General features: G+C 69.6%; 25 protein-coding genes. 7 read left to right on the plus strand and 18 right to left on the minus strand.

The window, feature by feature from the left end; translation table 11 throughout:
- The first annotated feature begins 50 nt into the window (after positions 1 to 50).
- From Dfulv_RS22695 to Dfulv_RS22710, 4 genes are read left to right on the plus strand one after another with little or no spacing between them, the layout of a single operon-like run.
- Positions 51 to 581, plus strand: a complete 531-nt coding sequence (locus tag Dfulv_RS22695) for an Lrp/AsnC family transcriptional regulator (RefSeq protein ID WP_259866532.1) — start codon at positions 51 to 53, stop codon at positions 579 to 581.
- Positions 582 to 600: 19 nt separating this feature from the next.
- Positions 601 to 1,548: a nickel ABC transporter permease gene (gene nikB, locus Dfulv_RS22700; protein ID WP_259866534.1), complete on the plus strand. Its 948-nt coding sequence runs from the start codon at positions 601 to 603 to the stop codon at positions 1,546 to 1,548.
- Complete coding sequence (locus Dfulv_RS22705; protein WP_259866536.1) at positions 1,538 to 2,434, plus strand: ABC transporter permease; 897 nt, start codon at positions 1,538 to 1,540, stop codon at positions 2,432 to 2,434. The genes nikB and Dfulv_RS22705 overlap by 11 nt, the downstream gene beginning before the upstream one ends.
- Before the next feature lie 20 nt (positions 2,435 to 2,454).
- Positions 2,455 to 4,641: a thiamine pyrophosphate-dependent enzyme gene (locus Dfulv_RS22710; RefSeq protein ID WP_259866538.1), complete on the plus strand. Its 2,187-nt coding sequence runs from the start codon at positions 2,455 to 2,457 to the stop codon at positions 4,639 to 4,641.
- Positions 4,642 to 4,814: 173 nt separating this feature from the next.
- On the opposite strand, the gene Dfulv_RS22715 is transcribed toward Dfulv_RS22710, so the two are convergent.
- The 5 genes from Dfulv_RS22715 to Dfulv_RS22735 form a co-directional block, all read right to left on the minus strand.
- Positions 4,815 to 5,783: a D-2-hydroxyacid dehydrogenase gene (locus Dfulv_RS22715; RefSeq protein ID WP_259866540.1), complete on the minus strand. Its 969-nt coding sequence runs from the start codon at positions 5,781 to 5,783 to the stop codon at positions 4,815 to 4,817.
- Complete coding sequence (locus Dfulv_RS22720; protein WP_259866542.1) at positions 5,780 to 5,983, minus strand: tautomerase family protein; 204 nt, start codon at positions 5,981 to 5,983, stop codon at positions 5,780 to 5,782. The genes Dfulv_RS22715 and Dfulv_RS22720 overlap by 4 nt, the downstream gene beginning before the upstream one ends.
- A 5-nt stretch (positions 5,984 to 5,988) precedes the next feature.
- The gene (locus Dfulv_RS22725) at positions 5,989 to 6,855 is read right to left on the minus strand and encodes a tetratricopeptide repeat protein (protein WP_259866544.1); all 867 of its coding nucleotides are present in this window, start codon (positions 6,853 to 6,855) and stop codon (positions 5,989 to 5,991) included.
- Positions 6,856 to 6,922: 67 nt separating this feature from the next.
- On the minus strand, positions 6,923 to 8,536 hold the full coding sequence (locus Dfulv_RS22730) for an ABC transporter substrate-binding protein (protein WP_259866546.1): 1,614 nt from the start codon (positions 8,534 to 8,536) through the stop codon (positions 6,923 to 6,925).
- A gap of 31 nt (positions 8,537 to 8,567) precedes the next feature.
- A complete protein-coding gene (locus Dfulv_RS22735; protein ID WP_259866547.1) occupies positions 8,568 to 9,656 on the minus strand; it encodes a dipeptidase in 1,089 nt (362 codons plus the stop codon).
- Positions 9,657 to 9,786: 130 nt separating this feature from the next.
- Between Dfulv_RS22735 and Dfulv_RS22740 the strand changes: the two genes are divergently transcribed.
- Both Dfulv_RS22740 and Dfulv_RS22745 read left to right on the plus strand, forming a co-directional pair.
- The gene (locus Dfulv_RS22740) at positions 9,787 to 9,966 is read left to right on the plus strand and encodes a hypothetical protein (protein ID WP_259866549.1); all 180 of its coding nucleotides are present in this window, start codon (positions 9,787 to 9,789) and stop codon (positions 9,964 to 9,966) included.
- 850 nt (positions 9,967 to 10,816) lie between these two features.
- A complete protein-coding gene (locus Dfulv_RS22745) occupies positions 10,817 to 11,041 on the plus strand; it encodes a hypothetical protein (protein ID WP_259866551.1) in 225 nt (74 codons plus the stop codon).
- A gap of 241 nt (positions 11,042 to 11,282) precedes the next feature.
- Here the strand turns inward: Dfulv_RS22745 and Dfulv_RS22750 are convergent, their stop codons facing one another.
- The 3 genes from Dfulv_RS22750 to Dfulv_RS22760 all read right to left on the minus strand — a co-directional run bounded on the left by Dfulv_RS22750 (position 11,283) and on the right by Dfulv_RS22760 (position 13,452).
- Positions 11,283 to 11,654 carry a hypothetical protein gene (locus tag Dfulv_RS22750; RefSeq protein WP_259866553.1) on the minus strand — a complete coding sequence of 124 codons (372 nt, stop codon included), beginning with the start codon at positions 11,652 to 11,654 and terminating at the stop codon, positions 11,283 to 11,285.
- Positions 11,655 to 11,759: 105 nt separating this feature from the next.
- Entirely contained in the window at positions 11,760 to 12,959 is a 1,200-nt protein-coding gene (locus Dfulv_RS22755) for an exo-alpha-sialidase (protein ID WP_259866555.1), read from the minus strand.
- Positions 12,952 to 13,452: a SigE family RNA polymerase sigma factor gene (locus tag Dfulv_RS22760; protein ID WP_259866557.1), complete on the minus strand. Its 501-nt coding sequence runs from the start codon at positions 13,450 to 13,452 to the stop codon at positions 12,952 to 12,954. Before Dfulv_RS22760 ends, Dfulv_RS22755 begins: the two co-directional genes overlap by 8 nt.
- Positions 13,453 to 13,950: 498 nt before the next feature.
- Between Dfulv_RS22760 and Dfulv_RS22765 the strand changes: the two genes are divergently transcribed.
- Positions 13,951 to 14,130, plus strand: coding sequence for a hypothetical protein (locus Dfulv_RS22765; protein WP_259866559.1), 180 nt, complete (start codon positions 13,951 to 13,953; stop codon positions 14,128 to 14,130).
- Positions 14,131 to 14,219: 89 nt separating this feature from the next.
- On the opposite strand, the gene Dfulv_RS22770 is transcribed toward Dfulv_RS22765, so the two are convergent.
- From Dfulv_RS22770 to Dfulv_RS22815, 10 genes are read right to left on the minus strand one after another with little or no spacing between them, the layout of a single operon-like run.
- Positions 14,220 to 14,948 (minus strand): GntR family transcriptional regulator, encoded by a 729-nt coding sequence (locus Dfulv_RS22770; RefSeq protein WP_259866561.1) that lies wholly within the window; start codon positions 14,946 to 14,948, stop codon positions 14,220 to 14,222.
- Between the two features lie 44 nt (positions 14,949 to 14,992).
- Positions 14,993 to 16,195: a dipeptidase gene (locus Dfulv_RS22775; protein ID WP_259866563.1), complete on the minus strand. Its 1,203-nt coding sequence runs from the start codon at positions 16,193 to 16,195 to the stop codon at positions 14,993 to 14,995.
- A gap of 12 nt (positions 16,196 to 16,207) precedes the next feature.
- Positions 16,208 to 17,200: an ABC transporter ATP-binding protein gene (locus Dfulv_RS22780; protein ID WP_259866565.1), complete on the minus strand. Its 993-nt coding sequence runs from the start codon at positions 17,198 to 17,200 to the stop codon at positions 16,208 to 16,210.
- Positions 17,184 to 18,170 carry an ABC transporter ATP-binding protein gene (locus tag Dfulv_RS22785; RefSeq protein ID WP_259866567.1) on the minus strand — a complete coding sequence of 329 codons (987 nt, stop codon included), beginning with the start codon at positions 18,168 to 18,170 and terminating at the stop codon, positions 17,184 to 17,186. The genes Dfulv_RS22780 and Dfulv_RS22785 overlap by 17 nt, the downstream gene beginning before the upstream one ends.
- The gene (locus tag Dfulv_RS22790) at positions 18,170 to 19,021 is read right to left on the minus strand and encodes an alpha/beta fold hydrolase (protein ID WP_259866569.1); all 852 of its coding nucleotides are present in this window, start codon (positions 19,019 to 19,021) and stop codon (positions 18,170 to 18,172) included. Before Dfulv_RS22790 ends, Dfulv_RS22785 begins: the two co-directional genes overlap by 1 nt.
- A complete protein-coding gene (locus tag Dfulv_RS22795) occupies positions 19,018 to 20,196 on the minus strand; it encodes a M24 family metallopeptidase (RefSeq protein WP_259866571.1) in 1,179 nt (392 codons plus the stop codon). The genes Dfulv_RS22790 and Dfulv_RS22795 overlap by 4 nt, the downstream gene beginning before the upstream one ends.
- Positions 20,197 to 20,199: 3 nt before the next feature.
- A complete protein-coding gene (locus Dfulv_RS22800) occupies positions 20,200 to 21,075 on the minus strand; it encodes an ABC transporter permease (protein ID WP_259866573.1) in 876 nt (291 codons plus the stop codon).
- On the minus strand, positions 21,072 to 22,025 hold the full coding sequence (locus Dfulv_RS22805; RefSeq protein ID WP_259866575.1) for an ABC transporter permease: 954 nt from the start codon (positions 22,023 to 22,025) through the stop codon (positions 21,072 to 21,074). Before Dfulv_RS22805 ends, Dfulv_RS22800 begins: the two co-directional genes overlap by 4 nt.
- 38 nt (positions 22,026 to 22,063) lie before the next feature.
- Positions 22,064 to 23,674 carry an ABC transporter substrate-binding protein gene (locus Dfulv_RS22810; RefSeq protein ID WP_259867842.1) on the minus strand — a complete coding sequence of 537 codons (1,611 nt, stop codon included), beginning with the start codon at positions 23,672 to 23,674 and terminating at the stop codon, positions 22,064 to 22,066.
- 5 nt (positions 23,675 to 23,679) lie between these two features.
- A complete protein-coding gene (locus Dfulv_RS22815; RefSeq protein ID WP_259866578.1) occupies positions 23,680 to 24,882 on the minus strand; it encodes a dipeptidase in 1,203 nt (400 codons plus the stop codon).
- Positions 24,883 to 25,274 lie beyond the last annotated feature (392 nt).

Here is a 25,274-nt window from a genome sequence, read left to right on the forward strand (position 1 = left end):
GTCTAGGCTCCCGCAAGCGACGAATTACGTCGATTGAGAGTTGGAGCCCGATGACATCCAAGAGCTCGGTCGCAAAGGATCGCAACATCATCCGGGAGCTCGTCCAGGACCCGAGGCAGACCAACGTCGCGCTGGCGGCGAAGGTCGGTCTCTCCGAGGGGTCGGTGCGGCGCCGGATCGAACGACTGCTCGCCGAAGGCAAATTGCAGTTCTCCGCGATCCCCAGCGCCGCCTTCATGGGCCGGCCGGTGCACACGATCTTCGAGATCCAGAGCGCCCCCGGCGCCACCGAGCAGCTCATCGACAAGCTCGCCGGCATGCCCGAGATGGCCTACGTCTACCACGCGACCGGACAGTTCGACATCATCGCGGTCGGCTACTTCGCCTCCACCAACACCATGCGGCGGTTCTGGACCGAGCGGCTGGGCCACCTCGAAGGGGTGATGGAGAGCCGGTCCGTCATGGTGCTGCGGGTGGCCAAGCGTGCGCACGAGTGGGCGCGCGACCTCGCCGTCACCGAGGACGAGGAGTCGGACTGGGACGCCGGCTCCGACCCCGAGTTATCCGGCTTCGAGCACTGACCGGGCCGGGAACCACACCATGCTGCGCATCACGCTGATCCGCCTGTTGACGGTCATTCCCGTCCTGCTCGGGATCTCGGTGATCTCGTTCCTGGTGATCCGCATGATCCCGGGCGACGTGATCAGCTCGATCATGGGCCAGGACTTCGGCGATCCCGCGGTCGAGGCGGAGATGCGCCGTTACTTCGGGCTCGACATGCCCGTGTACGAGCAGTTCCTGACCTGGTTCGGCGACCTCCTCCGCGGCGACCTCGGCACCTCGATGCGCACCGGCCAGCCGGTGCTCGACGAGATCCTGCAGCGCCTCCCGTCCACGCTGCTGCTGGCCGTCTCCGCGCTGCTGGTCGCCGTCCTGCTCTCCATCCCGCTCGGGATCCTGAGCGCCACCAAGCGCAACGGCCCGCTGGACGCGGTCGCCCGGGTCGTCTCGTTGATCGGGCTGTCCGTGCCCAACTTCTGGCTGGGCATCCTGCTCGTCTACGTCTTCTCCGTCACGCTCGGCTGGCTGCCCTCGCAGGGCGCCAGCGAGGAGGACGGCCTGCTCGCGAACCTGAAGCACCTGGTGCTCCCCGCCGTCACCCTCGGCGCCAGCCTCGCGGCGATCAACATGCGGATGACCCGGTCCAGCATGCTTGAGGTGCTCAACCAGGACTACGTCCGCACCGCCCGCGCCAAGGGGATGGGGGAGCGCGTGGTCATGGTCCGGCACGCCCTGCGCAACTCGCTGATCCCGGTGGTGACGGTGCTCGGCATCGAGCTGGGCGCCCTGCTCGGCGGCACCGTCATCGTGGAGCAGGTCTTCGCGTGGCCCGGGCTGGGCACCATGGTCATCCGCGGGATCAGCCAGCGCGACTACCCGGTAGTCCAGGGCACCCTGCTCTTCCTCGCCTTCTTCTACGTCGTTGTCAACCTCCTCGTCGACCTCGTCTACACCTACCTGGATCCGAGGCTGCGCAGTGGTCACTGAAGTCGAATCCCGCCGGCTGAGCCGCTTACGCGCGGTCGGTGGCCGCGGCGGCTCGCTGCTGCGGCAGCTGACGCGGGACAAGGTCGGCGCCGTGGGGCTGTTCATCGTCCTGCTCATGGCGGCGGCCGCGGCCCTCGCGCCGCTGATAGCGCCCTACGACCCCACCGCGATGTCCAACCAGCGGCTCGCCCCACCCGGCGGCACCTTCCTGCTCGGGGCCGACGAGGCCGGGCGCGACCTGCTCAGCCGGGCCCTCTACGGCGCGCGTACCTCGCTGACGGTCAGCCTGGTGGTGGTCACCTGCGCCGCCTCCGTCGGCGTCCTGCTGGGCCTGCTCGCCGGCTTCTACCGGGGCATCCTCGACGCGATCATCACCCCGGTCACCGACATCATGTTCGCCTTCCCCACCCTGCTGCTGGCCCTGGCGGTCGTGGCCGCCCGCGGGCCGGGCACGGAGAACCTCGTCCTCGCCCTGGTGATCGTCTTCATCCCCAGCTTCGCCCGCATCGTGCGCGGCACGGCGATGTCGGTGCGGCGCGAGCCGTTCGTGGAGTCCGGGCAGGCGGTCGGGCTGAGCAACACCCGGCTGATCTTTAAGTACGTCCTGCCCAACTCGATCGCGCCGATCGCGGTCCAGTTCACCACGAGCATCGCGTACGCGATCCTCATCGAGGCATCCCTGGGGTATCTCGGCCTCGGCGTGCAACCGCCCCAGCCCTCCTGGGGCTCGATGCTCTCCAACGGCAAGGCCTTCATGGAGATGTCGATCTGGCCGTCCGTCGTGCCGGGGGTCTGCATCATGATCGCCGTGCTGGGTTTCAACCTCCTGGGCGACACCCTCCGCGACGTTCTCGACCCGCGGCTGCGCGGCCGCACCAACCGCTGACCCTCTTTGGAGCCTCCGTCGTGGAATCGATCGACGAGCATCTGACCCGCCGCCTGTCCGAGTGGTCGGCGGGCCAACCCGTTCCCGCTGGTTCGGGCGTCGACGCCGACGTCGCTCCAGAGGTGCTGCTGGCGCTGCTGGACGCGCAGGTCCAGGCCCGCCAGCTCGACCTGGCCCTGCGCTGGCTGCAGGCGCAGCGCGAGGGCTTCTACACCATCGGCTCGAGCGGCCACGAGAGCAACGCCGCGGTCGCGCTGGCGCTGCGCCCGACCGACCCGGCGCTGCTGCACTACCGCTCCGGCGGGTTCTTCGCGGCCCGGGCGGGCCAGGTGCCCGGCGCCACCCCGATCGCCGACGTGCTGCATTCGGCTGCCGCCTCCCGGCGCGACCCGATCTCCGGCGGCCGGCACAAGGTCTTCGGCCACCGCGCGCTCAACATCGTCCCGCAGACCTCGACGATCGCGTCGCACCTGCCACGCGCGATGGGCCTGGCGTTCAACCTCGGCCGGGGCGCTGGCGGCTCGGTGTACCCCGACGACGCGGTCGTCGTGTGCAGCTTCGGCGACGCCTCGCTGAACCATTCCACCGCGGCCGGTGCGCTCAACGCCGTCGGCTACAGCGCCCACCAGGGCCTGCCGATGCCGCTGCTGCTCGTCTGCGAGGACAACGGCATCGGCATCAGCACCCGCTCGCCGCGGGGCTGGGTGCGGCGGGCCCTGTCGTCGCTGCCCGCGATCGACTACGTCCACGCCGGCGGCACCGACCCCGCCCACCTGCTCGCCGTCGCCGCCGCCGCGGCCCGGCGGGTGCGCACCGAGCGCCGCCCGATCGTGCTGCACCTCGGCACCGTGCGGTTCATGGGACACGCCGGCTCCGACGCGGAACTGGCCTACCGCGGCCGGTCGGAGATCCTCGCCGACTACGACCGCGACCCGATCCTCGCCACGGCGGCGGCGCTGGCCCGGCGCGGCATCCTCAGCCCGGCCGAGAGCCTGGCCCGCTACGAGCACGCCCGCAAGCTCGTCATGGATGAGGCGCGGCTCATGGTGGGAAAGGTCGAGCGGCTGGCCTCGCCGGCCGCCGTGACCGCGCCGCTGACCGCCCGCCGCCCGGAGGCCGTCACCGCGGCCGCCGCCCGCGCCGGCGCGGACCGTCCTTCGGTTTTCGGCGGTAAGCTCCCGGAGACGCGCGGCCCGCTCACCCTCGCCCAGTCGATCACCGCCGCTCTCCACGACGCTCTGCTGACCCACCCGGGCGCCCAGGTCTTCGGCGAGGACGTGGCCCGCAAGGGCGGCGTCTACGGTGTCACCCGCGGGCTGCGCAAGGCCTTCGGCGCCGGCCGCGTCTTCGACACGCTCCTCGACGAGCAGTCGATCCTCGGCCTGGCCCTCGGTGGCGCGCTGGCCGGCACCCTGCCCATCCCGGAGATTCAGTACCTCGCCTATCTCCACAACGCCGAGGACCAACTGCGCGGCGAGGCGGCGTCGCTGCGGTTCTTCTCCGACGGGCAGTACCAGAACGGCATGGTCGTGCGCATCGCCGGCCTGGCGTACCAGAAGGGCTTCGGCGGCCACTTCCACAACGACAACTCGGTCGCCGTCCTGCGCGACATCCCCGGACTCGCCCTCGCCGTCGCGTCCCACCCCGCCACCGCCCCCGCCCTGCTGCGCCAGTGCCTTGCCCTGGCCGAGCAGGAGGGCCGGGTGTGTGTCCTGCTGGAGCCGATCGCCTTGTACCACACGCGCGACCTGCACACCGAGGGCGACGGCGGCTGGCTGGCCCCCTACGCGCCGCCCCCGTCGTGGGGCGAGGCGCCCCTCGGCTCGGTCCGCACCGTCCGCGACGGCGACGACCTGGCGATCGTCACCTTCGGCAACGGCGTCCCGATGAGCCTGCGGACGGCGGCCGTGCTGGCCGGCGAGGGGGCGGAGACCCGGGTGGTGGACCTGCAGTGGCTCGCACCCCTGCCGACGGCCGCCCTGCACGCCGCCCTCGCCGGTGTCTCCCGCGTTCTCGTCGTCGACGAGACCCGCACGAGCGGCGGTGTCTCCGAGGCGGTCGTCGCGGCCTTGGTCGACGCCGGTTTCCCCGGCCGGATCGCCCGCGTGAACAGCGTCGACAGCTACGTCCCCCTCGGCCCGGCGGCCGATCAGGTCCTTCTCGGCGAGCCCGACATCCTGGCCGCCGCCCGCACCGTCCTCTCCTGACGAGGACCTGTGGTTCGTCCGCGCTGAGCGCGTTGTGGGGTAGGAAAACTTGGCCTATGACCCCAGTTTCCCTACACCTTGTTCAAGATCGGCGACTAGGCCCGGGACGGCGCGCGCACGGAAGGGCGGCGGCCCACCCGGGAGACATCGGGTGGGCCGCCGCAGGGGAACGGTCAGTAACCCAGGTCTGGCTGACGCTGGGTGCCGGCCAGGGGTTCGCCGGTGCGGTACCGGTCGAGATTGGCGCGGAAGTCGGCGCCCAGGCGGTGCAGGTTGCCGGAGCCGCGGAAGGACGTGTGTGGGGTGATGGTCGTGTTCGGCAGGTCCCAGAGCCGGTGTGACGGCGGCAGGGGTTCCTCCTCGAACACGTCGAGGACGGCGCCGCCGATCTGGCCGCCGTGCATGGCGGCGACCAGCGCGTCCTCGACGACCAGCGCGCCGCGGCCGACGTTGACCAGGACGGCGCCCGTCTGCATGGCCGCGAAGTGCTCTGCCCCGAAGAAGTACTTGTTCTCCGTTGTCAGGGGCATTGCCAGTACCACCGCATCGGCCTCGGAAACGAGGGCGAAATGGTCGGCGAACGGCACGACGCGCTCGAAGCCGGCGACCGGAGAGCCGGTACGGTTGACGCCGATCACGGTGGCGCCCAGGGCGGTCGCGCGCCATGCCACCTCGGATCCGATGCCGCCGGTGCCGAAGACCAGCATGGTGCTGCCGATGACGTCGCGGGCCACGATGCGCACCCACTCCCGGCGCTGCTGGGCCTCGCGCAGCGCCGGGAACGCGCGGCCGTGCATGAGCACGGCGCCGATGACGTACTCGGCGATCGGCACGTTGTAGGAGTTGGGCGATCGGGTGTAGATCAGCCCCTCGTCGAGGCGTCGCTGCCAGACCTCACCGCCCACCCAGTCGAAACCGGCCGCGGTGATCTGGACCCAGCGGAGCCGGTCGCACTTGCTCAGCAACTCCTCGAACGTGTCCTCGTTCATCGCGCTGCGGAGGATGACCTCGGCGTCGAGCCACTCGTCGCGGACCGGCTCGTCGTCGGGGATCGGCGTGAAGCGGCACTGCGGGTAGTCGGCCCGCAGGCCGGGGAGGAGCTCGGCGAGGTTCGGGGTGAGCAGTACGTGCGGGCCCGTCACGAGCTCTCCTGGGCCTTCTTCTTCCGGTTGTTGTACGTCACTCCGCCCTTGGCCCAGTTGTCGTAGGAGACCTCGTACAGCAGGACGTGGGTGTTCTCGCGCGGTGAGCCGTACTTGACCAGGACATCGGTCAGCTCGGCGATGATCGCTTCCTTGGTCTCCTGGTCGCGGTGGCCGATCTCGGCCCGGATGATCGCCATTGTGCTCAGTTCTCCTTCGTCGCCGTCGCGAAATCGGGGTTGCGGGAGTACTCGGACGTGACCGCCAGGTAGGCGAAGGCGTGCGTGACACCGGTCTTGAGCACGCCGTCGAAGACCTCGCGGGCCTTGTCGACGTCGCCGTTGTAGTAGTGCCAGTTCCCCAGGCCGTAGCCCTGTGTGACGGTCTTGAGGCTGTCGCCGTCGCACATCGCCCACAGCTGCTCGGGGGTGATCTCGCCGGTGTAGAGCCGCATCCGGCCCTCGTACCCGACGAGGTGGTCCTCCTCGACGAGAGTGATCTGCCGGAACCGGTCGAGCACCTGCTCGGCCTCATCCGCGCGGCCGAGCCGGCGCAGCGCCATGTACTGCCAGTCCTGCGACGCCACCACCCCCTCTTGGTGGCGGGCGGACCGCTCGGCCGCGCGGAAGCTGGGAAGGCAGCCCTCGAGGTCGCCGTCGAGGTACTGGGCGACGCCGAGGTGGTACCAGACGGACGTGTGCAGGGTGGTGTTGTACCGGGCCAGGGCGTCCGGGTCCGCGGCCGCCATGGTGTCGGTGAGGTGCTGCGGCCGCACGTCCTCGGGCCGGCCCAGGATCAGGCTGACGACGTCCTTCTCCACCTCGGGCTGGTACATCTCGTACTCGTCCTCGACCCCGTTGAGCTGGTCGGCGGCGGCGCGCAGGTCCTCGATCGCGCCCTGGTAGTCCCGGATCGAGATCCGCCGGTGCCCCCGGAACCGCAGCAGGCGTGGGCTGCCCGGCTCCAGTTCGAGTGCCTCGCTGAGCAGCGAGACAGCCTCGGCGTGCTTGTTGAGGTAGCCCTTGAGCCGGGCGGCGATGATATAACGATGGCTCAGGGGGACGGACGTCATGGTCCTGCCTTTCGTCGTGGGGCGGTTCGGAGGGGGCGCCCACCGGCGGGCGCCCCCTCCGGGCTCGTCATCGGTTGAGCCAGAGGTTCCGGTAGAAGCGGTACGTCGGGGTCGGGTCGCCCCGGTAGCCCATGACGTCCTTCTGCACGACGTCGAAGTCGGCGTTGAGGAACGTCATCGCCACCGGGCCGCGCTCGGCCAGAATCTTCTCGGCCTGCTGGTAGAGCGTCGCCCGCTTGGCCTTGTCCAGCTCCGCGCGGGCCTGCACGATCAGGCTCTCGTACTCGGGATCGCTCCAGTTGCCGTAGTTCAGGCCGCCGCCCTTGAGGAAGCTGGCGGTGAACCGCTCGTCCGGGTCGTAGGTCAGGCCGAAGCCGGACTGGTACATGTCGAAGTCGCTCGACTTCGTCTTCGTGTCGGCGATCGTGGACTCGACCGACTCGATGGTCACCTTGATGCCGATCTTCGCGAGCTGCTGCTGCTCCACCTCGGCCGAGCGCACCTGGAACGCCGACGTGGCGATCACCATGAGCTTCGCCTCGAAGCCGTTCGGGTAGCCCGCCTCGGCGAGGAGCTTCTTGGCCTTCTCGATGTCGGCCTTGCCGTAGATCGGGTCGGTGAGCGCGCCGTACCGGTCCGGGGGCAGGTAGCCCGCGTTGAGGGCGGTGCCGAAGCCGGAGTTGGCGACGTCGAGGATCTCCTGCCGGTCGAGCGCGTAGTAGATCGCCTGCCGCACCTTCACGTTGTCGTACGGCGCCTTGGACGTGTTGAGCCGCAGATGCAGCGAGAGCGAACCGGAGCCGCCGTACCACTTGAGCTTCTCGTCGCGCTTGAGCGCGTCGATGAACTCCGGCGCGGGCCGCCAGAGGAAGTCGACGGTGCCGTTGCGGACGGCGGCGGCGCGGGCGTTGTCGTCCGGGTTGAAGGTGAAGTCCAGCCCATCGAGGTACGGCAAGCCGGCCTGCCAGTACTGGCTGTGCTTGTCAAGCTTGATGGTCTGGCCGGCGACCCGCGAGGCGATCTTGAACGGTCCGCTGCCGCCGTCGACGGCGGTGTTGAGGCCGCCCTTCTCCTCGACCACCGTGCGGTCCACAATGGACGACGCGGCGGTGGAGAGCAGGGTCAGGATGGCCGCGTTCGGCTTGCTGAGCTTGAACACGGCGGTCCGCTCGTCGGGCACCTCGACCGCGGTGATGCCTTCGTAGCTGCGGGCCCGCGGCGCCCGGGTCGCCGGGTCCTTGATCCGCTCGATCGAGTACTTCACGTCGGCCGCGGTCACCTTGCGTCCACTGTGGAAGTAGGCGTTGTCGCGGAGCTTGAACGTCAGGGTGGTCCCGTCCGCGCTCTGCTCCCAGGACTCGGCGATGGCCGGCTTGATCTCACCGCGGTACGACTCCACCAGCGACTCGTAGATCTGCTCGTTGACGACGAAGGCCGAGGTCTCCGACATCTTGTGCGGGTCGAGCTCGTTGGCGTCCAGCCGGATCATGACCCGGAGCCGGCCGCCGGACTTCGGCGTGCCCGCGGGCTGGGACTCGTCCTCCAGGCGGACGTTCTTGGTCAGGCCGTCGTTGGTGTTGTCGCCGTTGTTGGTGGACGGTGGTTCGCCTCCGGAGCAACCGGCCGCGAGCGCCGCGACGGCGCCCACCGCCAGCACTCTGGTCAGGAATCGCGTTCTCATGGGTCTCCTTGGCTGATGTCTCAACTCGCGGTTACCGGCTGGCCGGCTTCCATGCCTCCCCCAGGACCCGGAGCCAGTTGCCGCCGAGGACCTTGGTCACGTCCGCCGGAGAGAACCCTCCGGCCAGGAGTGCCTCGGTGAAGTTCGGGAAGTGGGCGGCATCGTCCATGCCGATGGCCCGCCGCTCCTCCCACTTCCAGTCGCCGAGCAGGTTCCTGAACTCCTTCTCCTTCAGCTGCTCGGCCCGCATCGCCTCGGTGAGCGTCTCGTCGTAGTCGGTGGCGACGGCGACGTGGTCGACGCCGACGACCTCCACGACGTGGCTGACGTGCTCGACGAAGCGGGCCAGATCCGGACGCCGAGTGGGCTCTTCCGGGTAGTACAGGAATCCGGACAGGGTGGTGATGCCGATGACGCCGCCCTGCTCGCCGAGGCGGCGCAGGAAGGCGTCCGACTTCGCCCGGATGTGCGGCGACATCGCGTCACAGAAGGAATGGGTGACGACGACCGGTGTGGCGGACACCTCCATGGCGTCCAGCCCGGTGCGCTCGCCGCAGTGCGAGACGTCGACCAGGACGCCGAGGTCGTTCATCGCCTCGACGAAGATGCGACCCTTGTGGGTGAGGCCGGGGTCGACGTTCTCCCCGCAGCCGGCGCCGAGCAGATTCTGCCGCTGGTAGGTCAGCTGGAGAATGCGTACGCCGAGGTCGTAGAAGGTGCCGAGCAGGTCGAGGTCCACACCGATCATCTCGGTGTCCTGCGGGCCGAGGATCACGGCCTCCTTGCCCTCGGCCTTGGCTCGCTCGATGTCGGCCACGGTCAGGGCGAGCAGGGCCCGGTCGGCGTGCGCGTCGATCCACCGGCGGCACTGGTTGACCTGCCGCAGTGCGGTCGCGGTGTCCGCATACGGCGTGGTCACGGTGTGGTTGACGGCGGTGACGCCCCCTCGTCGGATGCGGTCGAGGTGGGCCTCGGAGAGCTCGATGACCGTGCTCCCGTCCACCACGGTGGAAGCGGCGTGCAGTTCGGTCGCGGAAAGGGCGGGACTTTCCTGGGCGGCAGTGTTCAACATCATCTCCAGGATCAGCGGAAGATTCCCGGACTCTACGAGGGACGCCACTTCCTGTCCATAGATCTTACGAACTCGTCATATAGAAGCTTGCAACCGACGAATTTCGTCACTTCGACGTTCACTTCTCGGAAGTCGACACGAAAAATGCTCAAATCGTCAGGAGGCCGTCACTCACGTCGTGCGGCGGCCCCGGGCGGCGGCGCGTCTTGCGGTCGCGGCCGGCGCGGCAGCGTCGGCCCTCGCATCACACCGGCCGTCGTATGCCGAGGTCGCGGAGTTCCGTCTTGAGATCATCCAGTGGCTCGGTGGGACCTCGATCTGGGCGCCCGGCGCGGTAACCACCTACGACCTGAACTGACGACGTGGATGAGCGGGACCACGACCCGACCCGACTGCGCGCCGGGCAGGCGCTGAGTCGAACACCAGGTCAGACGGTGGTCCGGGCCGGGTTGGACACTGGGTCGGACTGGGTGGGACGCCGAGCTGGGTCGGGTCGGATGCCGGGTGGCGCCGGATGGGCCGGGCGCCGAGATCGATGCGCACCGGGTCGCGGGCCGAGACCAGGCGCGGATCACTCCACGTTTCGCAACCGCAAAAGAGGCCAGCCCGTCGACAGCCCCGATAGAGGAGACATTCCCGACCTCTTGGTGCATCGATGACCGTGTATTAGTTCACTTTTTCCGTGATCGCGAAGACTTTGTGCTGCCTGGGGTACCGCAAGTCTCCGGGATCACGAGAATTCGTGGCGAATCCAATCGATGAATGACGATTTGACTTCCTCCAGCACACGCCAGGCACGTGGGAGGGCAAGCCGATGCCGAATGCGAACCGCAAGGTGACCAGCGAAAACAGTCTGACACCGAACATCAACGGTCGACCGGCCAGCCGGTAGGTGGAAGGTGGGCGGACGTTGACCGCGGTTACTGGACGTGCCCTGCTGGTTCATCCACGGCGAACAGGACCCGCGTCCAATCCGAACCGTCGCCGATCTGGCCGGCGTGATGTACGTGATAAACGGGGCTGACAACGTGCTGACATGCCGCCGGTCGCGCGCCGAGTGTTGGGACTGACTCGCGACCCGGTCGTTGCGGACGCACGTCGGCGTGAAACGGCTCCCGGACCCCGGCTCTCCCGGGTGCGGTCAAGGGTGCTTCCATGATCGGATGGGAAGCCACTCCGGGTCGGCCAACGGTGAGCCACGAGTCCCGGTGACCGAAGTCTTGCGGGGTCTCGAGGTGCACCCACTCGAGCCGGGCGAAACCGCTGTCGAGGCGTTCGTGCTCATCAAGGTTCTTGATTCGCAAGGTGACATCGCGTGGTCGTATCGCACGACGAACCGCCTCAGCCGAGAGGAACTGCTCGGGGCGTTGATCGTCCAGGTCGACCTCCTGCGCAAGGAGCTGCGTGACGAATGGGACGACAGCAGCGACTGACGCAGGCATCAACGCCGATGCGCTCGTTCCACCCGGACGGTTACCGTAGCCGGAGCCGTCTATGCCCCGGGTCGTCTGGGTGAGCTGACCCAGATCGTCGACTTCGACCTGGCCGATGCCGTGCTGGCGGAACCGGGGACGCGCTGCTGCGGCGGCTGTTCGAGACCCTGGCCGGGCCTGGTGGCGTGCCCGGCCAGCCGTGGCGGCTCAGGCCCTGCGGTTCGTGGACGAGAAAAGGAAGTTATCGGGTCAGCCAGCAGTCCAGTTCGGCGAGGATGTTCTCGATCTCCGGGCGCAACGCGTCGGCTATCTCGGCCGGGGTCTGGCCTTCGCGGGTGCGGCGGCCTGACTCGCTGATGATGATCTGGAACACGCCGGCGAGCGCGATGCCCTGCAGGCGGGCGATCTCCGGTGCGATCGGGATCGTGTCGCTGATGGCCGCGGCCAGTGCGGTGGCCTGGCGGGTAGACGTGCCGTTCGGACGCGCTTGGCACGTGTTCGCCCCTTGACCGGTCCGGCAACTGCCTGACGCATCGGCGTCGACGACGTGGCGGACAGAGGTGGTCCTGCGAGGGCAGGACCACCTCTGCGCCCGGAAGGAATCCGAGAGCACCCGCCAGATGCACCGCCTCGTCCGGGCCTTCGAGGTCCTAGGCGCCGGGCTCGACCAGCATCGGCCCGGTGGCCAGTGACGCGGTCTGCCGCGAAGGCATCAGCGTCATGAAGGCAGTGGCACTGCTGTCCACGTCTTGCTGTCGCCGGTCACGTACGCGGTGCCGGGTTTCCCCTGCTCCCAAAGCCAGACCAACCCGTGACCGGCGTCAATGCCGGGCGTGCCGCCGGTGATGAGGGCGGCCGGCCCGCGGGCGAAGCTGGCGCCGTCGCGGCTGGACCGCGCGTACCCGGATTCCTCGGCGGTCATGAGCGTGCCGTCGGTGTTGACGGTCAGTGGCGATGCCACACCATTGTTTGCCAGGTCGGTCTCCGTGGTCGTCCACGTGACACCACCGTCGGATGTGCGCAGCAGGCGCTCTGTCCGGTCGGCGCCGTTACGGCGGACGAACGGTACGTAGGCTTGGTTGCCGGGTCCGGCGGCTATCCCGGAGGGCATGTCATCGGCTTCGAACGGCCGGCTCTGCCACGTCGCGCCCCGGTCGGTGCTCCACGCGATCCGGAAGGCCGAACGGAGGCTCGTGTCGGCCAGCAGGGCCCACAGGCGCTCGCCGGCCGTGGTGTAGGCGACGACGGTCCATCCGGTCAGCTCGGTGAGCCGTAGCTGGTACACGGCGCCGGAGGCGGGGTCGATCGCGAACGGGGCGGCCGGAGGGAGCGGGATCCCGCACCGCACGCCGCACTCGAGGACCTTCGCACCGGGCGGGAACGCGTCCACAGTCGTGATGGCCGACGCGGCCGGCTGCCAGGTCGCGCCGCCGTCACGGGTGAGCTGCCAGGTGTCGTCCACCTTGACGCGGTACGTCCGCATGTCCAGGACCTGCAACCTCGGCAGCATGCTCGGCCGCTCGAGCGGATCGGTCGGGCAGGCCAGCGGCTCATGCGATGGCTGCTCCGCCGACCAGCTTCGCCCGCCGTCCGTGGTGACGGTGAACCGCACGGTGCAGCCGATCTCCCGCGCGGCGACCGCATCCGTGGGGGAGAAGAACACCAGCTGCTGCACACCCTGCACGTCCTCGATCGGCGGCCGGTCGGGGCCGGGTTGACCGACGGTGGACGGCACGAACAGGGCGACGCCCAACACCGGAGCGAGCGCCAGTGCAAATCCGGCCTTGCGCACGCGCCGACGAGTGCCGATCCGCGCATGCAGTTCGTCCAAGGCGGGCTGTCGAACAGCCTGGGCCACGGTGTTGGCATCGAAAGCGTGACGGAGGTCGGCGGCGAAACGATTCGGGTCGTCAGACATGCTGGCTCCTGTCGAGATGCAGATCGATGAGTAGCGCCGCGAGCGCCGCTCGGCCGCGCGAAAGCCGGGACTTCACCGTGCCGGCCGAGACGCCGAGCGTCAGTGCGACCTCCTCGACCGGCAGGTCGACGAGGTAATGCAAGGCGATCGCGTGGCGCTGCCCCACGGGCAGGCGGCGCAGCGCGTCCATGAGCGCGACGTGCTGTGGATTTGGGTCGGGGACGACCGGCGGTGGGCCGATCCGGTGCAGCAGCACCTCCAGCGTCCGGCGCCGCCGGTACCGGCTGCGGCTGACGTTGATGGCCACCCGGCGAAGCCAGGCTTCCGGATTCATCAGACGACCGAACCGCTTCGGCGCGGCGAGCGCCCGCACGAACGCTTCCTGCACCGCCTCCTGCGCCTCGGCGAGGTCGCCGGTCACCGCGTACACCTGAACCACGAGGCGCTGGAAAGACCCCGCGTAAATTTCGTCGATACGTTCGCCGTCGGACACCACCGCTCCTTTCTCCACTACACCCACTCGCGGCGCGACCGGAAGGTTCCCTGCGATTTCATCAAGATCAGGATGGGAATCGTGTGGGAGCGTTCGGCGAGCAAAGGCGACCACGGCATACAGTGGTCTTCCTCAATGATCCGGCAGGAACCGGGTGAGTCCCGTGCCGTCGAGTCGGTCGCAAAGACCGCTGGGAACTCGGGGTGCCAACGACTCGGATGCCTCCCGCCGACCGTGCGCGCTGACCGCTCGGCGGGCAGTCGCATACCGTAGCTGGCCTCCGTGCCGGCCCTGCATCCTGGAGCCGATGAGCGGATGTCCGGCGGCCGGTCTCGCGAGACTGCCGCTGATGGTCTCGTGGCGGATTTCCGGCTCAGCGTTGGTCGCTATCGTGCAAACCTGGAGCATGTGCCGTAGGAACGGCGACCTTCGGCGCGGTATCGGAGCGGTTCATGCCCATCCTGACGCCATTGTCCACCACGGCCATCAAAAGCGTCGGTGACTTCGTCGAAACCGGTGGCCCCGGCCAGCACGCTCGAGCTGACCGACGCGCTGGTCTCGGGCGTCGACAGCTGTCAGTGGGCGCGGACGCTGGTCCTCGCCGGCGGTGAGCACGCCACCATCGGCGCGGCTGCCCTGGCCGACATCGGCCTCGCCCCGATGGCGAGCGGCCGGTGAGCTGCACCTGGCGTTCGCCAGGGTCCTGACCACAACCGCTGACGGCGCCGGACGCCGCACGGCCGGCCACCGACCGGCCAGCGCGGCGGTCAGCCGGCGCGGGTGATCCGCAGGGTCAGGACGTCGGTGCGCACCGTGATGTGGCCGTGGAAGAGCGCCAGCTCCTCGGCCGTGTAGCCGATCTGGGTGGCGCTCACCAGCGGGTGGCCGAGCGGCACGCCGAGGCGGTCGACGGCCTCCTCGTCGGCCAGGACCGCGGTGAACTCGATCTCGGCTCGGCGGACCGGCATGCCGGTGGCGCCGGCCAGGAACTCGAACATGTCGTGGTCGATGCTGAGCAGGCCCGACGGGTCGAGGTCCCGGCCGCCGGCGGTGAGCGGGACGTGGTCACGGATCCAGGCCGCGGCCACCCCGTCGACGGCGAAGAGGCGGTCGACGCGCCACACCGGGTCGCCGGGCGTCAGGCCGAGGACCTTGGCGCAGTCGTCCGGGCAAGCGGTGCGGCTCACCGCCGCGTCCTGAAGGGCCGGGCTGTGGCCCGAGGCGGTGATGCGGTCGCGCAGCGCGGTGACGTCGCCGACCGAGACCGGGACCCGTTCGGCCGGCTCCCGGACGAACGTGCCGACGCCCCAGGTGCGGGTCAGGACGCCCTCGGCGGCGAGCTGGCCGAGGACCTCGCGCACGGTGGCGCGGCTGACCGCCAACCGGTCCGCGAGCTCCCGTTCGTTGGGTAGCTTGTCACCGCTCTGGAATTCGCTGCCGATCAACTCGCGCAGCTGCATCTGCGCGGCCTGCAGCGCGGTTTCGCGCCGAGCCATTCAGTCCCACCTCTCCGCCGTACAGAGTGTAGTAGCGGCAGTCGCTACCAGACCTGTTCGAGCACGCGCAGGGTGTTGCCCCCGATGACTTTGGCGATCTCATCGTCCGAATAGTCGTGTTTGACCAGCCAGCCGACGATGTTGCCGAACGCCTCGCCCGGGTTCTCCAGGCCGGAGACGTACTCCACCCGGGGGTGCGACGGCTTCTTCCCGCTGTCGTGGGCGTAGTTCCCCGCATACGTGTTGTGCACTCCGACGTGGTCGCCGAACATCGTGTCCGGGCCGAACGTGACGTGGTCGATGCCGACCAGATCGACACAGTACGTGAAGTGGTCCATCACCGACTCGATCGAGTGCTCCGGGTGCTTCTCCGACAGCGTGGTGTGCGGCGCCGCCTCGATGCCGATGACACCGCCCCGCTCGGCGCAGGCACGGATCACCTCGTCCGGCTTCATCCGCGCGGTGTCCCACACCGACCGCGCGCCGGCGTGGGTGATGAACACCGGCACCCGGCTGGCCTCGATCACGTCCAGGCAGGTCTGGTCGCCGCTGTGCGAGATGTCGATGGCGATGCCGAGCTTGTTCATCCGGTCCACGGCGCGCCGGCCGAAGTGGGTCAGCCCGCCGTCCCGCGGCTCGGAGAGCCCGCCGCCGAGCATGTTCGCCTGGCTGTACGCGATGCCGAGCTGCCGCACGCCGAAGCCGAACAGGATGTCGATGCGGTCCAGCTCGTTCTCGATCGGGCTGCAGCACTCCAGCCCGGCGACCAGGGCGAGCCGGCCGTCGCGCTTGGCGGCCCGGATGTCGTCCACCGAAGTGGCCAGGCGCACGTGGTCCTGCTTGTAGAGGTCGCTCATCCGCATCCCGAGCGCGTAGATCAGGTCGTTCCACTTCCAGCCGTTCTCGCTGGTCACGCAGGAGGCGCCGGCCATGAAGTTGTCGAAGACCGCGGTCAGGCCGGAGTGCGCAAGACCCTCGTACCCGGTCCGCTGGCGCGCGGTGCGGTTGTAGGCGCGCAGCTGCCGCACGTCGGCGGGGAGGACCACGGGGTGCTCGTGCAGCGAGATCGCGATGTGCTCGGCGAGGAGCCGGGTCACCCGCTGCCGCTGCGCGTCGGAGAGCCCGAGGTCATGTTCGGGCACCCGGCCGACCTCCAGGGCCAGGTCGAACTCCCGGTAGTCGAGGTGCGGCTCGAGGTACGAGTAGGACTTGTGGCCCTGGTACCGGGTCGCGGGTTCTTGCAGCACAGCACATTCTCCTTATGGGGCGGACAACGGATAGTGGCAGGCAACCGATCGCCCGTCGCCGGACAGCGGCGGCTCGACGCGGGCGCAGGTGTCGGTCGCCTGCCAGCAGCGGGTCCGGAACCGGCAGCCGGACGGCGGGTCGACGGGGCTCGGCGGGTCGCCGGCGAGCAGGATCCGCTTCCGCTCGGCCCGGCCCACGGGCTCCGGTACGGGGACCGCCGACAGCAGCGCCTTGGTGTAGGGGTGCTGCGGCGCGTCGTACAGCGGAGCCTCGGGTCCGGTCTCGACCAGCTTGCCGAGGTACATCACCGCCACCCGGTCCGAGATGTGCCGGACCACCGACAGGTCGTGGGCGATGAAGACGTACGCCACGCCGAGCTCGCGTTGCAGTCGCTCCAGCAGGTTGACCACCTGGGCCTGGACCGACACGTCGAGCGCGGAGACCGGCTCGTCGCAGATGATGACGTCGGGCCGCAGGGCGAGCGCCCGGGCGATGCCGATCCGCTGCCGCTGACCGCCGGAGAACTGGTGCGGGTAGCGGTCGAGGTGCAGCGACGGGTCGAGACCGACCAGATCGAGCAGCTCGTTGATCCGGTCCAGCCGGTGCCGGCGGTCCACCACGTCCGGGTGGATCTCGAACGGCTGGAGCAGGATGTCGCGCACGGTGCGCCGCGGGTTCAGCGAGGTGTACGGGTCCTGGAGCACGATCTGGATCCGCCGGCGGAGCTCCCGCAGCCGGCGACCCCGCGCGGTGTGCACGACGGCGTCGCCGAAGCGCACCTCGCCGGCCGTCGGCCGTTCCAGCCCCACCAACATCCGGGCGAGCGTGCTTTTACCGCAGCCGGACTCGCCGACGACCCCCAGGGTCTCGCCGCGCCGGAGGTCGAAGGACACCCCGTCGACGGCCTTGACCACTCCGCCGGACGTGAACGGCAGCCGGCCCTTCACCGGGAAGTGCCGGACCAGGTTGTCGACCCGGAGCACCGGGTCATCGGTGGCTGACATGCAGCAGCTCCTCCCGGTGGTGGCAGGCGCTGGCCCGGCCGTGCGGCAGCGGCGACAGCGGCGGCAGGGTGGCCCGGCAGGTGTCGTCGGCGCGCGGGCAGCGCAGGTGGAACGGGCAACCGGCCGGCAGCCGCGCCGGGTTCGGCGGGGCGCCGGGGATCGCGTACAGCTCCTCGTCGCGCCGGTCGACCCGGGGCATCGAGGCGAGCAGCCCTTCGGTGTACGGGTGGGCCGGACCGGCGAAGATCTGCTCCACGGTGGCCCGCTCGACGATCCGGCCGGCGTACATCACCGCGACGTCGTCGGCGACCTCGGCGACCACGCCCAGGTCGTGCGTGATGAGCAGCAGGGCCATCCCGCTGTCCCGCTGGATCTCGGCGATCAGCTCCATCACCTGGGCCTGCACCGTGACGTCGAGCGCGGTCGTCGGTTCATCGGCGATCAGCACGGCCGGTTCGAGCGCGACGGCCAGCGCGATCATGATGCGCTGCCGCATCCCGCCGGAGAACTGGTGCGGGTAGTCGCGCACCCGGTCCTTGGCGGCCGGAATGCGCACCCGGTCGACCAGCTCGACCGCGCGCCGCCGGGCGTCCGAACGCGACAGTCCACGCCGGACCCGCAGCAGCTCGCCGAGCTGCTCGCCGACCGTGTAGACCGGGTTCAGCGCGGCCATGGCGTCCTGGAAGACCATGCCGATCTCCTCGCCGCTGATCTTGTCGCGCTGTTTCGGCGGCAGCGTCAGCAGCTCCCGGCCGCGCAGCCGCACCGATCCGCTGACCTGCGCCGGGGGCGCGTCGAGGATGCCCATGACCGCTTGCGCGGTGACGCTCTTGCCCGAGCCGGACTCGCCGAGGATGGCCAGCGTCCGCCCGGGCTCCAGGGCAAGGGACACGCCGTTGACCGCCCGCACCGGCGCGCTGCCCGGCCCGGGGAAGCTGACCCGCAGGTCCTCGACCTCCAGCAGCGCCATCACACGACTCCGGCCTCGGCCAGGAAGTCCCGGACGGTCCGCTGGAACAGCTCCGGCTCCTCGAGCTGGGGGGAGTGGCCGGACTTCTCGAACACGACCAGCCGGGCGTCGGGGATCAGCTCCGCGATCGTCTCCGAGGCGGCCACCGGCGTGCGCCAGTCGTGCCGGCCGACGGTGACCAGGGCCGGGCAGGTGATCGACGGGAGCTTCGGCTTCAGGTCGTACCGGGGCATGTTCTGCCCGAACGCCGCGTTGTGCGTCCGGTAGTGGAACCGGGTCGCGGCCAGCTTCGCGGCGTCCTTCGCCGGGTCGTGCTGGTGGTCGTAGAGCGGCAGGATCGCCTTCCAGTACTCGCGGAGCTGGTCGTTGCTCTCGAACCGGCCGGTGCCGATCCGGTCGATCGCCCACTGCGGAATGACGGTCCGGTCGGTGGACTTCGCCCGCTCGACGGCGAGGTGGTCGTGTGCGGTGTCGGCCGCGGTGTCCCGCAGCACGAGCGCCGAGACCCGGTCGGGGTGGGCGATGGCGTACTCCAGCGCGATGAACCCGCCGTACGATCCGCCGGCCATGACGATCCGCTCGTGGCCGAAGTACGCGCGGATCGCGTCCACGTCGGCGACCCACTGCGCGTGGGTGAACGGCTCGTGATCGCTGGACTCGCCGGAGCCCCGGGCGTCGAAGACGATGACCCGGAACGTGTCGGCGAACGGGCCGAACGACCGCTTCGGCTCGGACCGGGAGCCGAGCCCCGGCGCGCCGTGGTGCACGATCATCGCCGGCCCGTCCTCCGGGCCGAACGCCTCGACCACCAGCTCGGCACCGTTGACGGTCAGCCGCTCATGGAAACTCATCGGACCTCCTCGATGATGGTGGACGCCAGGTCGCGGGGGAAGCTGGTGAGCCGGCGCGGCCCGGTCTCCTCGACCAGCACCGTGTCGGAGATGCGGTAGCCGGCGTGCCCCGGCACGTACACCCCGGGCTCGCTGGACAGCAGCATCCCCGGCGCCAGGACGGTGTGGTCGCCGTCCTCGACCCACGGCGGCTCGTGGTTCTGCAGCCCGATGCCGTGGCCCTGCCGGTGCCGGATGTAGTCGCCGAGACCGTGGCCGCGCAGCACGTCCAGGCAGATCCGGTTGACCTCGGCGCAGGTGCGCCCGGCCACCATCGCCTGGGTGCCGACCTCCTGGGCCTCCCGGTCGGCCTCGTAGTAGCGCTGTTGCTCCGGGGTCGGCTCGCCGATCACGAACGTCCGCTCGCTCTCCACGAACCGGCTCGCCACCGCCGCGCCGAGGGAGAGGATCAGGGTGTCGCCTGCCCGGACCCGCCGCCGGGTCGGCAGGCCGTGCGGCAGCGCCGAGTTCGGCCCGGCGTAGACCAGCCCGCCGGCCAGCTTGGTGGTGTAGACGACCAGGTCGTAATCGGCGTACATCCGGTCCGTGCCGTAGCCGATGACGTGCCGGGCGATCTCGTCCTCCCGGGGCAGTTCGTCGCCCTTGCGCAGCGCGTCGGCGATCAGCTCCCGGCCCGCGGCCAGCATCTCGTCGCAGATCCGTGCCGCCGCCTCGTGGAACGGGATCTCCTCGGGCAGCTTGCGCAGCCGCAGCTTGGCCACCGCGTCGGTGGTCTCCAGGGTGGTGGCCTCGCCGAGGGCCGTCGACAGCGCGCGGAACGCCCCGACCGACACGCCGGCGCCCACCCCGATCCGGCGGGCTCCGCGGCCGGCCAGTGCCGCGGCGAGCGTCTGCTCGGCGGTGACCACGCCGGGGAACTCGAAGTAGCTGACGGTCTCGACCGTGACCCGCTGCTGGGCCGCGTACTCCTCGTCCAGGCGGGGAATCACCAGCAGCGGGTCGCCCGAGCGCGGCATCCACAGGTAGACCGGCCGCTCGGTGGCGATGTAGAAGAACCCGCAGAGGTACGCCACGTCGGCGGGGGAGGTGGCGAGGAAGCCGTCAAGGCCGCGTTCGCCGAGCGCCTCGGTCAGTTCGGCGCGGACGGACGAGTAGAAACTGTCGGGCAGTCGCACGGGTCAGCCTCCGTTCCGGCGGGGGTCGCGGATGTCGTTGAAGCGCATGCCGGCCACGGTGGCGGCAAGGACGAGCAGCAGGATCGCCAGCGACGGGAAGAGCGTCTGCCACCAGGCGATGGCGACCACGCCGCTGCGCTGGGCGTTGAGCAGGATCCGCCCCCACGACCACGAGTCGGGGTCGCCGAGGCCGAGGAAGCTCAGCCCCGCCTCGGAGATGACCGCGCGGGACGCGGTCAGCAGCACGCTCACCACGATCAGCGGGACCACCGCGGGCAGGATCTCGCGGGTGACGATCCGCCAGCCGCTCGCGCCGAGCACCCGCGCGCCGTCGATGTAGGGCATCGCGGAGACGACCAGGCCCTGCGAGCGGATCAGGCGGGCCACCTCGGGCCAGGCGAAGACACCGATGATCACGGTGAGCGTCCAGACGCTCGGGTTGACGAGCGCGGCCAGCATGATCATCAGGGGGAGGGTCGGCAGCGCCAGCATCACGTCGGTGACGACCGTGCCGACGGCGTCGACCGGGCGGAAGTGCGCCGAGGCGAGCCCGATCGCGGTGCCGAGCACGATCGCGATGAGTGAGGCGGCCACGCCGATCAGCAGGCTGGTCCGGGTGCCCCAGACCACCTGGGCGAAGATGTCCTGGCCGAGGTCGTCGGTGCCGAACCAGTGCGCGCCCGAGGGGCCCTGGAGCACGTCGGCACCGGTGCCGGTGGGCTCGTCGGCGATCAGCGGGGCGGCGAGTGCGACCAGCACCATCACCGCCAGCACCGTCGCAGCGAGCAGCCCGGAGGGCTGGCGCAGGAAGGTGCGCCAGGCCGGCTTGGCGGTGGGTGCCGCTTCCGCCGCCGACTCCGGCATGAGCGGGGCGCTCACAGCCGGATCCTCGGGTTGAGCACGGCGTAGAGCAGGTCGGTGAGCGTGTTGGCAACCACGACGGTGATCGCGAGCATGATGAACGCTCCTTGCAGGACGGGGTAGTCGCGTTGCCCGACGGCCTCGTAGATGAGCCGGCCGACCCCGGGGTAGGCGAACACGGTCTCGGTGAGCACGGCGCCGCCGACCAGCGTGCCGAGCTGGAGGCCCATCAGGGTCAGCGCGGGCAGGATCGCGTTGCGCAGGGCGTGCTTCCACAGCCGGCGGCGACCGGAGAGGCCGCGGGCGCGGGCGGCACGGATGTAGTCCTCGCCGAGGACGTCGACCAGGTTGGTGCGCAGCGTCAGCGCGTACGGGCCGAGTTGCACGAGGACCAGCGAGAGCACCGGCAGCACCAGGTGGTGCGCCAGGCTGAGATAGGCGGCGGCGCCCCGGGTGTCGGGGTCGATCGCCCCGCCGATCGGGAACCAGCCGAGCCGGGCGCCGACGAAGACCAGCAGCAGCATGGCCACGCTGGGCACGAAGAGCGCGTGCCCGCCGATGCCGAAGACCTGGAGCACCTTGTCCGGCCAGCGGTCGCGGTTGGCCGCCGCGTACACGCCGATCGGGATGCCGACGGCGATGGTCAGGACGAACGCCGTGCCGGCCAGCAGCAGTGTCCACGGCAGACGGTCGAGGAGGATCTCGCTCACCGGCTGGATCTGCCGGAACGATATCCCGAAGTTGCCGTGCAGCAGCTCGCGCAGGTACGCGACGTACTGCTCGAACAGCGGCCGGTCCAGGCCGTACGTCTTGAGCAGGGCGGCCCGCATCTCCGGGGTCATGTCGCCCTCGACCATCAGGGTCGTGGGGTCCCCCGGGAGCAACCGGAGCAGGAAAAACGTCGCGGTGATCGCTATCCAGATCGTCAGTACGGCCTTCAGCGCCCGGTTGAGCACGAAGCGTGCCACGGGGGACCCCCTCCTTTCTTACTCTGGCGTCAAGCCGGTCAGCCGACCGGCTTGACCTGGGCGAGCGAATACGCGGTGACCATGCCGAGCAGGTCGGAGGGCGACGCGACGAAGCCCCCGAACTTGCTGGCGTTGTAGGCGAACTGGAAGTTCTCCACGTACAGCGGGGTCAGGTACGCCTGCTCGTGCACAACCTTGTCGATGTTCTTGATCTTCTCGACGAAGGCGGCCTGGTCGGTGGTGCCGGCGGCGTCGTTGATCAGCCGGTCCATCTCATTCGACTTGAGCAGGTTGTAGTTGATCCCACCCGGGTTGCTGGACAGGTACGTGCTGCGCAGCTGGTCCATCGGGTTGTCGAAGACGCCCCACTGCGACGCGTCGATGTCGTACTTGCCCTCCTTGGTGCGGCTCAGGAAGGTGTTCCGCTCGACGCACTCGTTCTTCAGCTTGATGCCGGCCTGTTCGGCGCTCTCCCGGAACAGCTGCACCACCCGGGTGATGTTGGCGTTCGACTGGTCGCAGGCGACGCCGAACTCCAGCCCGTCGAAGAAGCCGTCGCCGTTGCCGTCCTTGTAGCCCGCCGCGGTCAGCTTGGCCTTCGCTCCGGCCGGGTCGAACGGGTACGGCTGGATCTCCTTGTTGTCGTACTCGGCGAAGATCGGCGAGATCGGGCCGGCCATCTGCTGCGCGTCGCCCTGGAGTACCGAGGCGATGATCGCCTTGGTGTCGACCGCCATCGACAGCGCCTGCCGGACCTCCTGCTTGGCCAGGTCCTTGTTGTTCATGTTGTACGTCAGGTGGGCGAAGCCGAGCGCGCCGACCTTCTTCAGCTTGATCTTCGAGTCGCCCTCGAAGGTCTTCGCCGCCGACGTCGGCACCGGGGTGCCCATCAGGTCGATGTCGCCGTTGCGCAGCGCCAGCATCATCGTGTTGACGTCCGGGTAGATGCGGTACTCGACCTTGCTGACGGCCGCCTTGCCACCGGGCGCGAGCGGGTACTTGTCGTTGCGCTTCATCACGTACCGCTGGCCCTTGGTGGCGCTCTCCAGCACGAACGGCCCGGCGCCGACCCAGTTGGCGTCGTTGGCGAACTTCGACAGGTCGCCGGCGGGCTCGAAGACGTGCTTGGGCACGACCGACATCCAGAACCCGACGCCCTCGGCGAACGGCGCGTACGCCTGGGAGAGGTGGAACTTCACCGTCGTCGGGTCCGGCGCCTCGACCGAGGTGACCCAGGTGAGCTTGGCGGCGACGTTACCGAGCTTGTACTTCATGATCGACTCGGCGCTGAACTTGACGTCGTCGGCGACCACCGGCTTGCCGTCGGTCCAGACGAAGTCGTCGCGCAGCTTGAACACGGCGGTCTTGCCACCGTCCTCGTAGCTGTACTCCTTCGCCAGCTCCGGCGCCTTCTTGGCGTTCTCGTCGATCCGCAGCAGATGCGGGTACATCGTGTTGAGGATCCAGGAGTCGGTCTTGCTCAGCGACTGCAGCGGGTTGAAGTTGGAGACGTCGGTCGTGGTGCCGATCCGCAGCACCGCGTTGTCGCCGCCGCTGTTGCCGTTCGACGAGTTGTTGTCCTCGTTGAGCCCGCAGCCCGACAGGGCCAGGGCGACCGCCGCGCCGAGCGCGACGGCGGCCTTGCTCATCTTGCTCACCAAACCTCCTGAAGTACACGAATGATGTTGCCGCCGATGACCTTGGCGATCTCGTCATCGGAGTAGTCGTGCTGGACCAGCCAGCCGACGATGTTGCTGAAGCACTCGGCCGGGTTCTCGAGCCCGGAGACGTACGGCACTCGTGGGTGGTCGACCGCGCCGTGCGCCCGGCCGATCGCCAGGTGTCCGACAAAGCTGTCGTGCAGGCCGACGTGGTCGCCGAAGTTGGTGTCCGGCCCGAACGCCACGTGGTCGATGCCGACCAGTTCGACGCAGTGGGTGAAGTGGTCCATCACCGACTCGATCGAGTGGTGCGGGTGCTTCGCGGACAGGGTGGTGTGCGGGGCGGCCTCGATGCCGATCACGCCGCCGCGCTCGGCGCAGGCGCGGATCACGTCGTCCGGCTTCATCCGGGGCGTGTTCCAGACCGTGCGGGAGCCGGCGTGGGTGATGAAGACCGGCACCCGGCTGGCCTCGATCACGTCGAGGGACGTCTGGTCGCCGGAGTGCGAGATGTCGATGGCGATGCCGAGCTTGTTCATCCGGTCGACGGCGCGGCGGCCGAAGTGGGTGAGGCCGCCGTCGCGGTCCTCGGAGAGCCCGCTGCCGAGCATGTTGGCCTGGCTGTAGGCGATGCCCATCTGGCGGACGCCGAAGCCGTACAGGATGTCGATCCGGTCCAGCTCGTTCTCGATCATCGTGGCCGCCTCCAGCCCCGCCACCAGGGCGAGCCGGCCGTCGCGCTTGGCCGCGAAGATCTCGTCGAGGGTGGTCGCCACCACCACGTAGTCCTGCTTGGCGACGTCGGCGAAGCGGAGCCCGATGTCGTAGATGACGTCGTCCCACTTCCAGGCGTGCTCGCTGGTGACGCAGCCGGTGCCGTTCATGAAGTTGTCGAAGACGGCGGTGAGGCCGGACCGCGCGAGCCCTTCGAACCCGAAGGCGTTACGTCCGGTGCGGTTGTAGTCGCGCAGTTGCGTGACGTCGGCCGGAAGGATCTTGGGGTGCTCGTGCAGCGAGATCGCGGCGTGCTCGCTGAGCAGCCGGGCGACCCGCTGCCGCTGGCTGTCGGAGAGCCCGAGGTCGTGCTCGGGCACCCGGCCCAGCTGCGGGGCCAGTTCGAACACCTTGTAGTCGGTGTGGGGGGTCAGGTAGTCGAACGACTTGTATCCCCCGTACCGGGCGGCGGGTTCCTGCACGCGTCCACCTCACGTCGGCATGGTTTGAAGGCCTGAGGACGGAGGTCTGACCTCCGGCCACTGGCACCGTACGCGAGGCGGTGCGCGCTGGGAAAGCCGTCGTGACCGGACTGTTACGTGTAGCTTCACGACGCCGAGCGGTGTGCAATGCGTGTCGCACATCGACTCGGGATCGCATCCGTCGCCGCAGGCCGTCGCCGTGTGGCCAGGGCGCGACCGGCAAGTAGGCATGGTGCAGGGTGGCCGCCGCCATGCGGCCGAGTGCCCACGTGAACCGGCAACCAGTACTCCTGCCGCCCGGCTCCGGCGCGTCGGACGGAGCCGCCGGGAATTGTGGCCCGGTGCCGTCATCCGACGACGATCGTCACGTGCGGAATCGGACTAAACTGGCC

Source organism: Dactylosporangium fulvum, from assembly GCF_025137375.1.
GTDB classification, from domain to species: domain Bacteria; phylum Actinomycetota; class Actinomycetes; order Mycobacteriales; family Micromonosporaceae; genus Dactylosporangium; species Dactylosporangium fulvum.

Coding starts and splice junctions, on each gene's coding strand:
- Dfulv_RS22695 (WP_259866532.1), top strand. CDS start 51: ATGACATCCAAGAGCTCGGTCGCAAAGGATCGCAACATCATCCGGGAG.
- nikB (WP_259866534.1), top strand. CDS start 601: ATGCTGCGCATCACGCTGATCCGCCTGTTGACGGTCATTCCCGTCCTG.
- Dfulv_RS22720 (WP_259866542.1), bottom strand. CDS start 5,983: ATGGCGATCATCCGGGCCGAGATCGGCCACCGCGACCAGGAGACCAAG.
- Dfulv_RS22725 (WP_259866544.1), bottom strand. CDS start 6,855: ATGACGTCCGTCCCCCTGAGCCATCGTTATATCATCGCCGCCCGGCTC.
- Dfulv_RS22730 (WP_259866546.1), bottom strand. CDS start 8,536: ATGAGAACGCGATTCCTGACCAGAGTGCTGGCGGTGGGCGCCGTCGCG.
- Dfulv_RS22755 (WP_259866555.1), bottom strand. CDS start 12,959: ATGTCTGACGACCCGAATCGTTTCGCCGCCGACCTCCGTCACGCTTTC.
- Dfulv_RS22770 (WP_259866561.1), bottom strand. CDS start 14,948: ATGGCTCGGCGCGAAACCGCGCTGCAGGCCGCGCAGATGCAGCTGCGC.
- Dfulv_RS22780 (WP_259866565.1), bottom strand. CDS start 17,200: ATGTCAGCCACCGATGACCCGGTGCTCCGGGTCGACAACCTGGTCCGG.
- Dfulv_RS22785 (WP_259866567.1), bottom strand. CDS start 18,170: ATGGCGCTGCTGGAGGTCGAGGACCTGCGGGTCAGCTTCCCCGGGCCG.
- Dfulv_RS22790 (WP_259866569.1), bottom strand. CDS start 19,021: ATGAGTTTCCATGAGCGGCTGACCGTCAACGGTGCCGAGCTGGTGGTC.
- Dfulv_RS22810 (WP_259867842.1), bottom strand. CDS start 23,674: ATGAGCAAGGCCGCCGTCGCGCTCGGCGCGGCGGTCGCCCTGGCCCTG.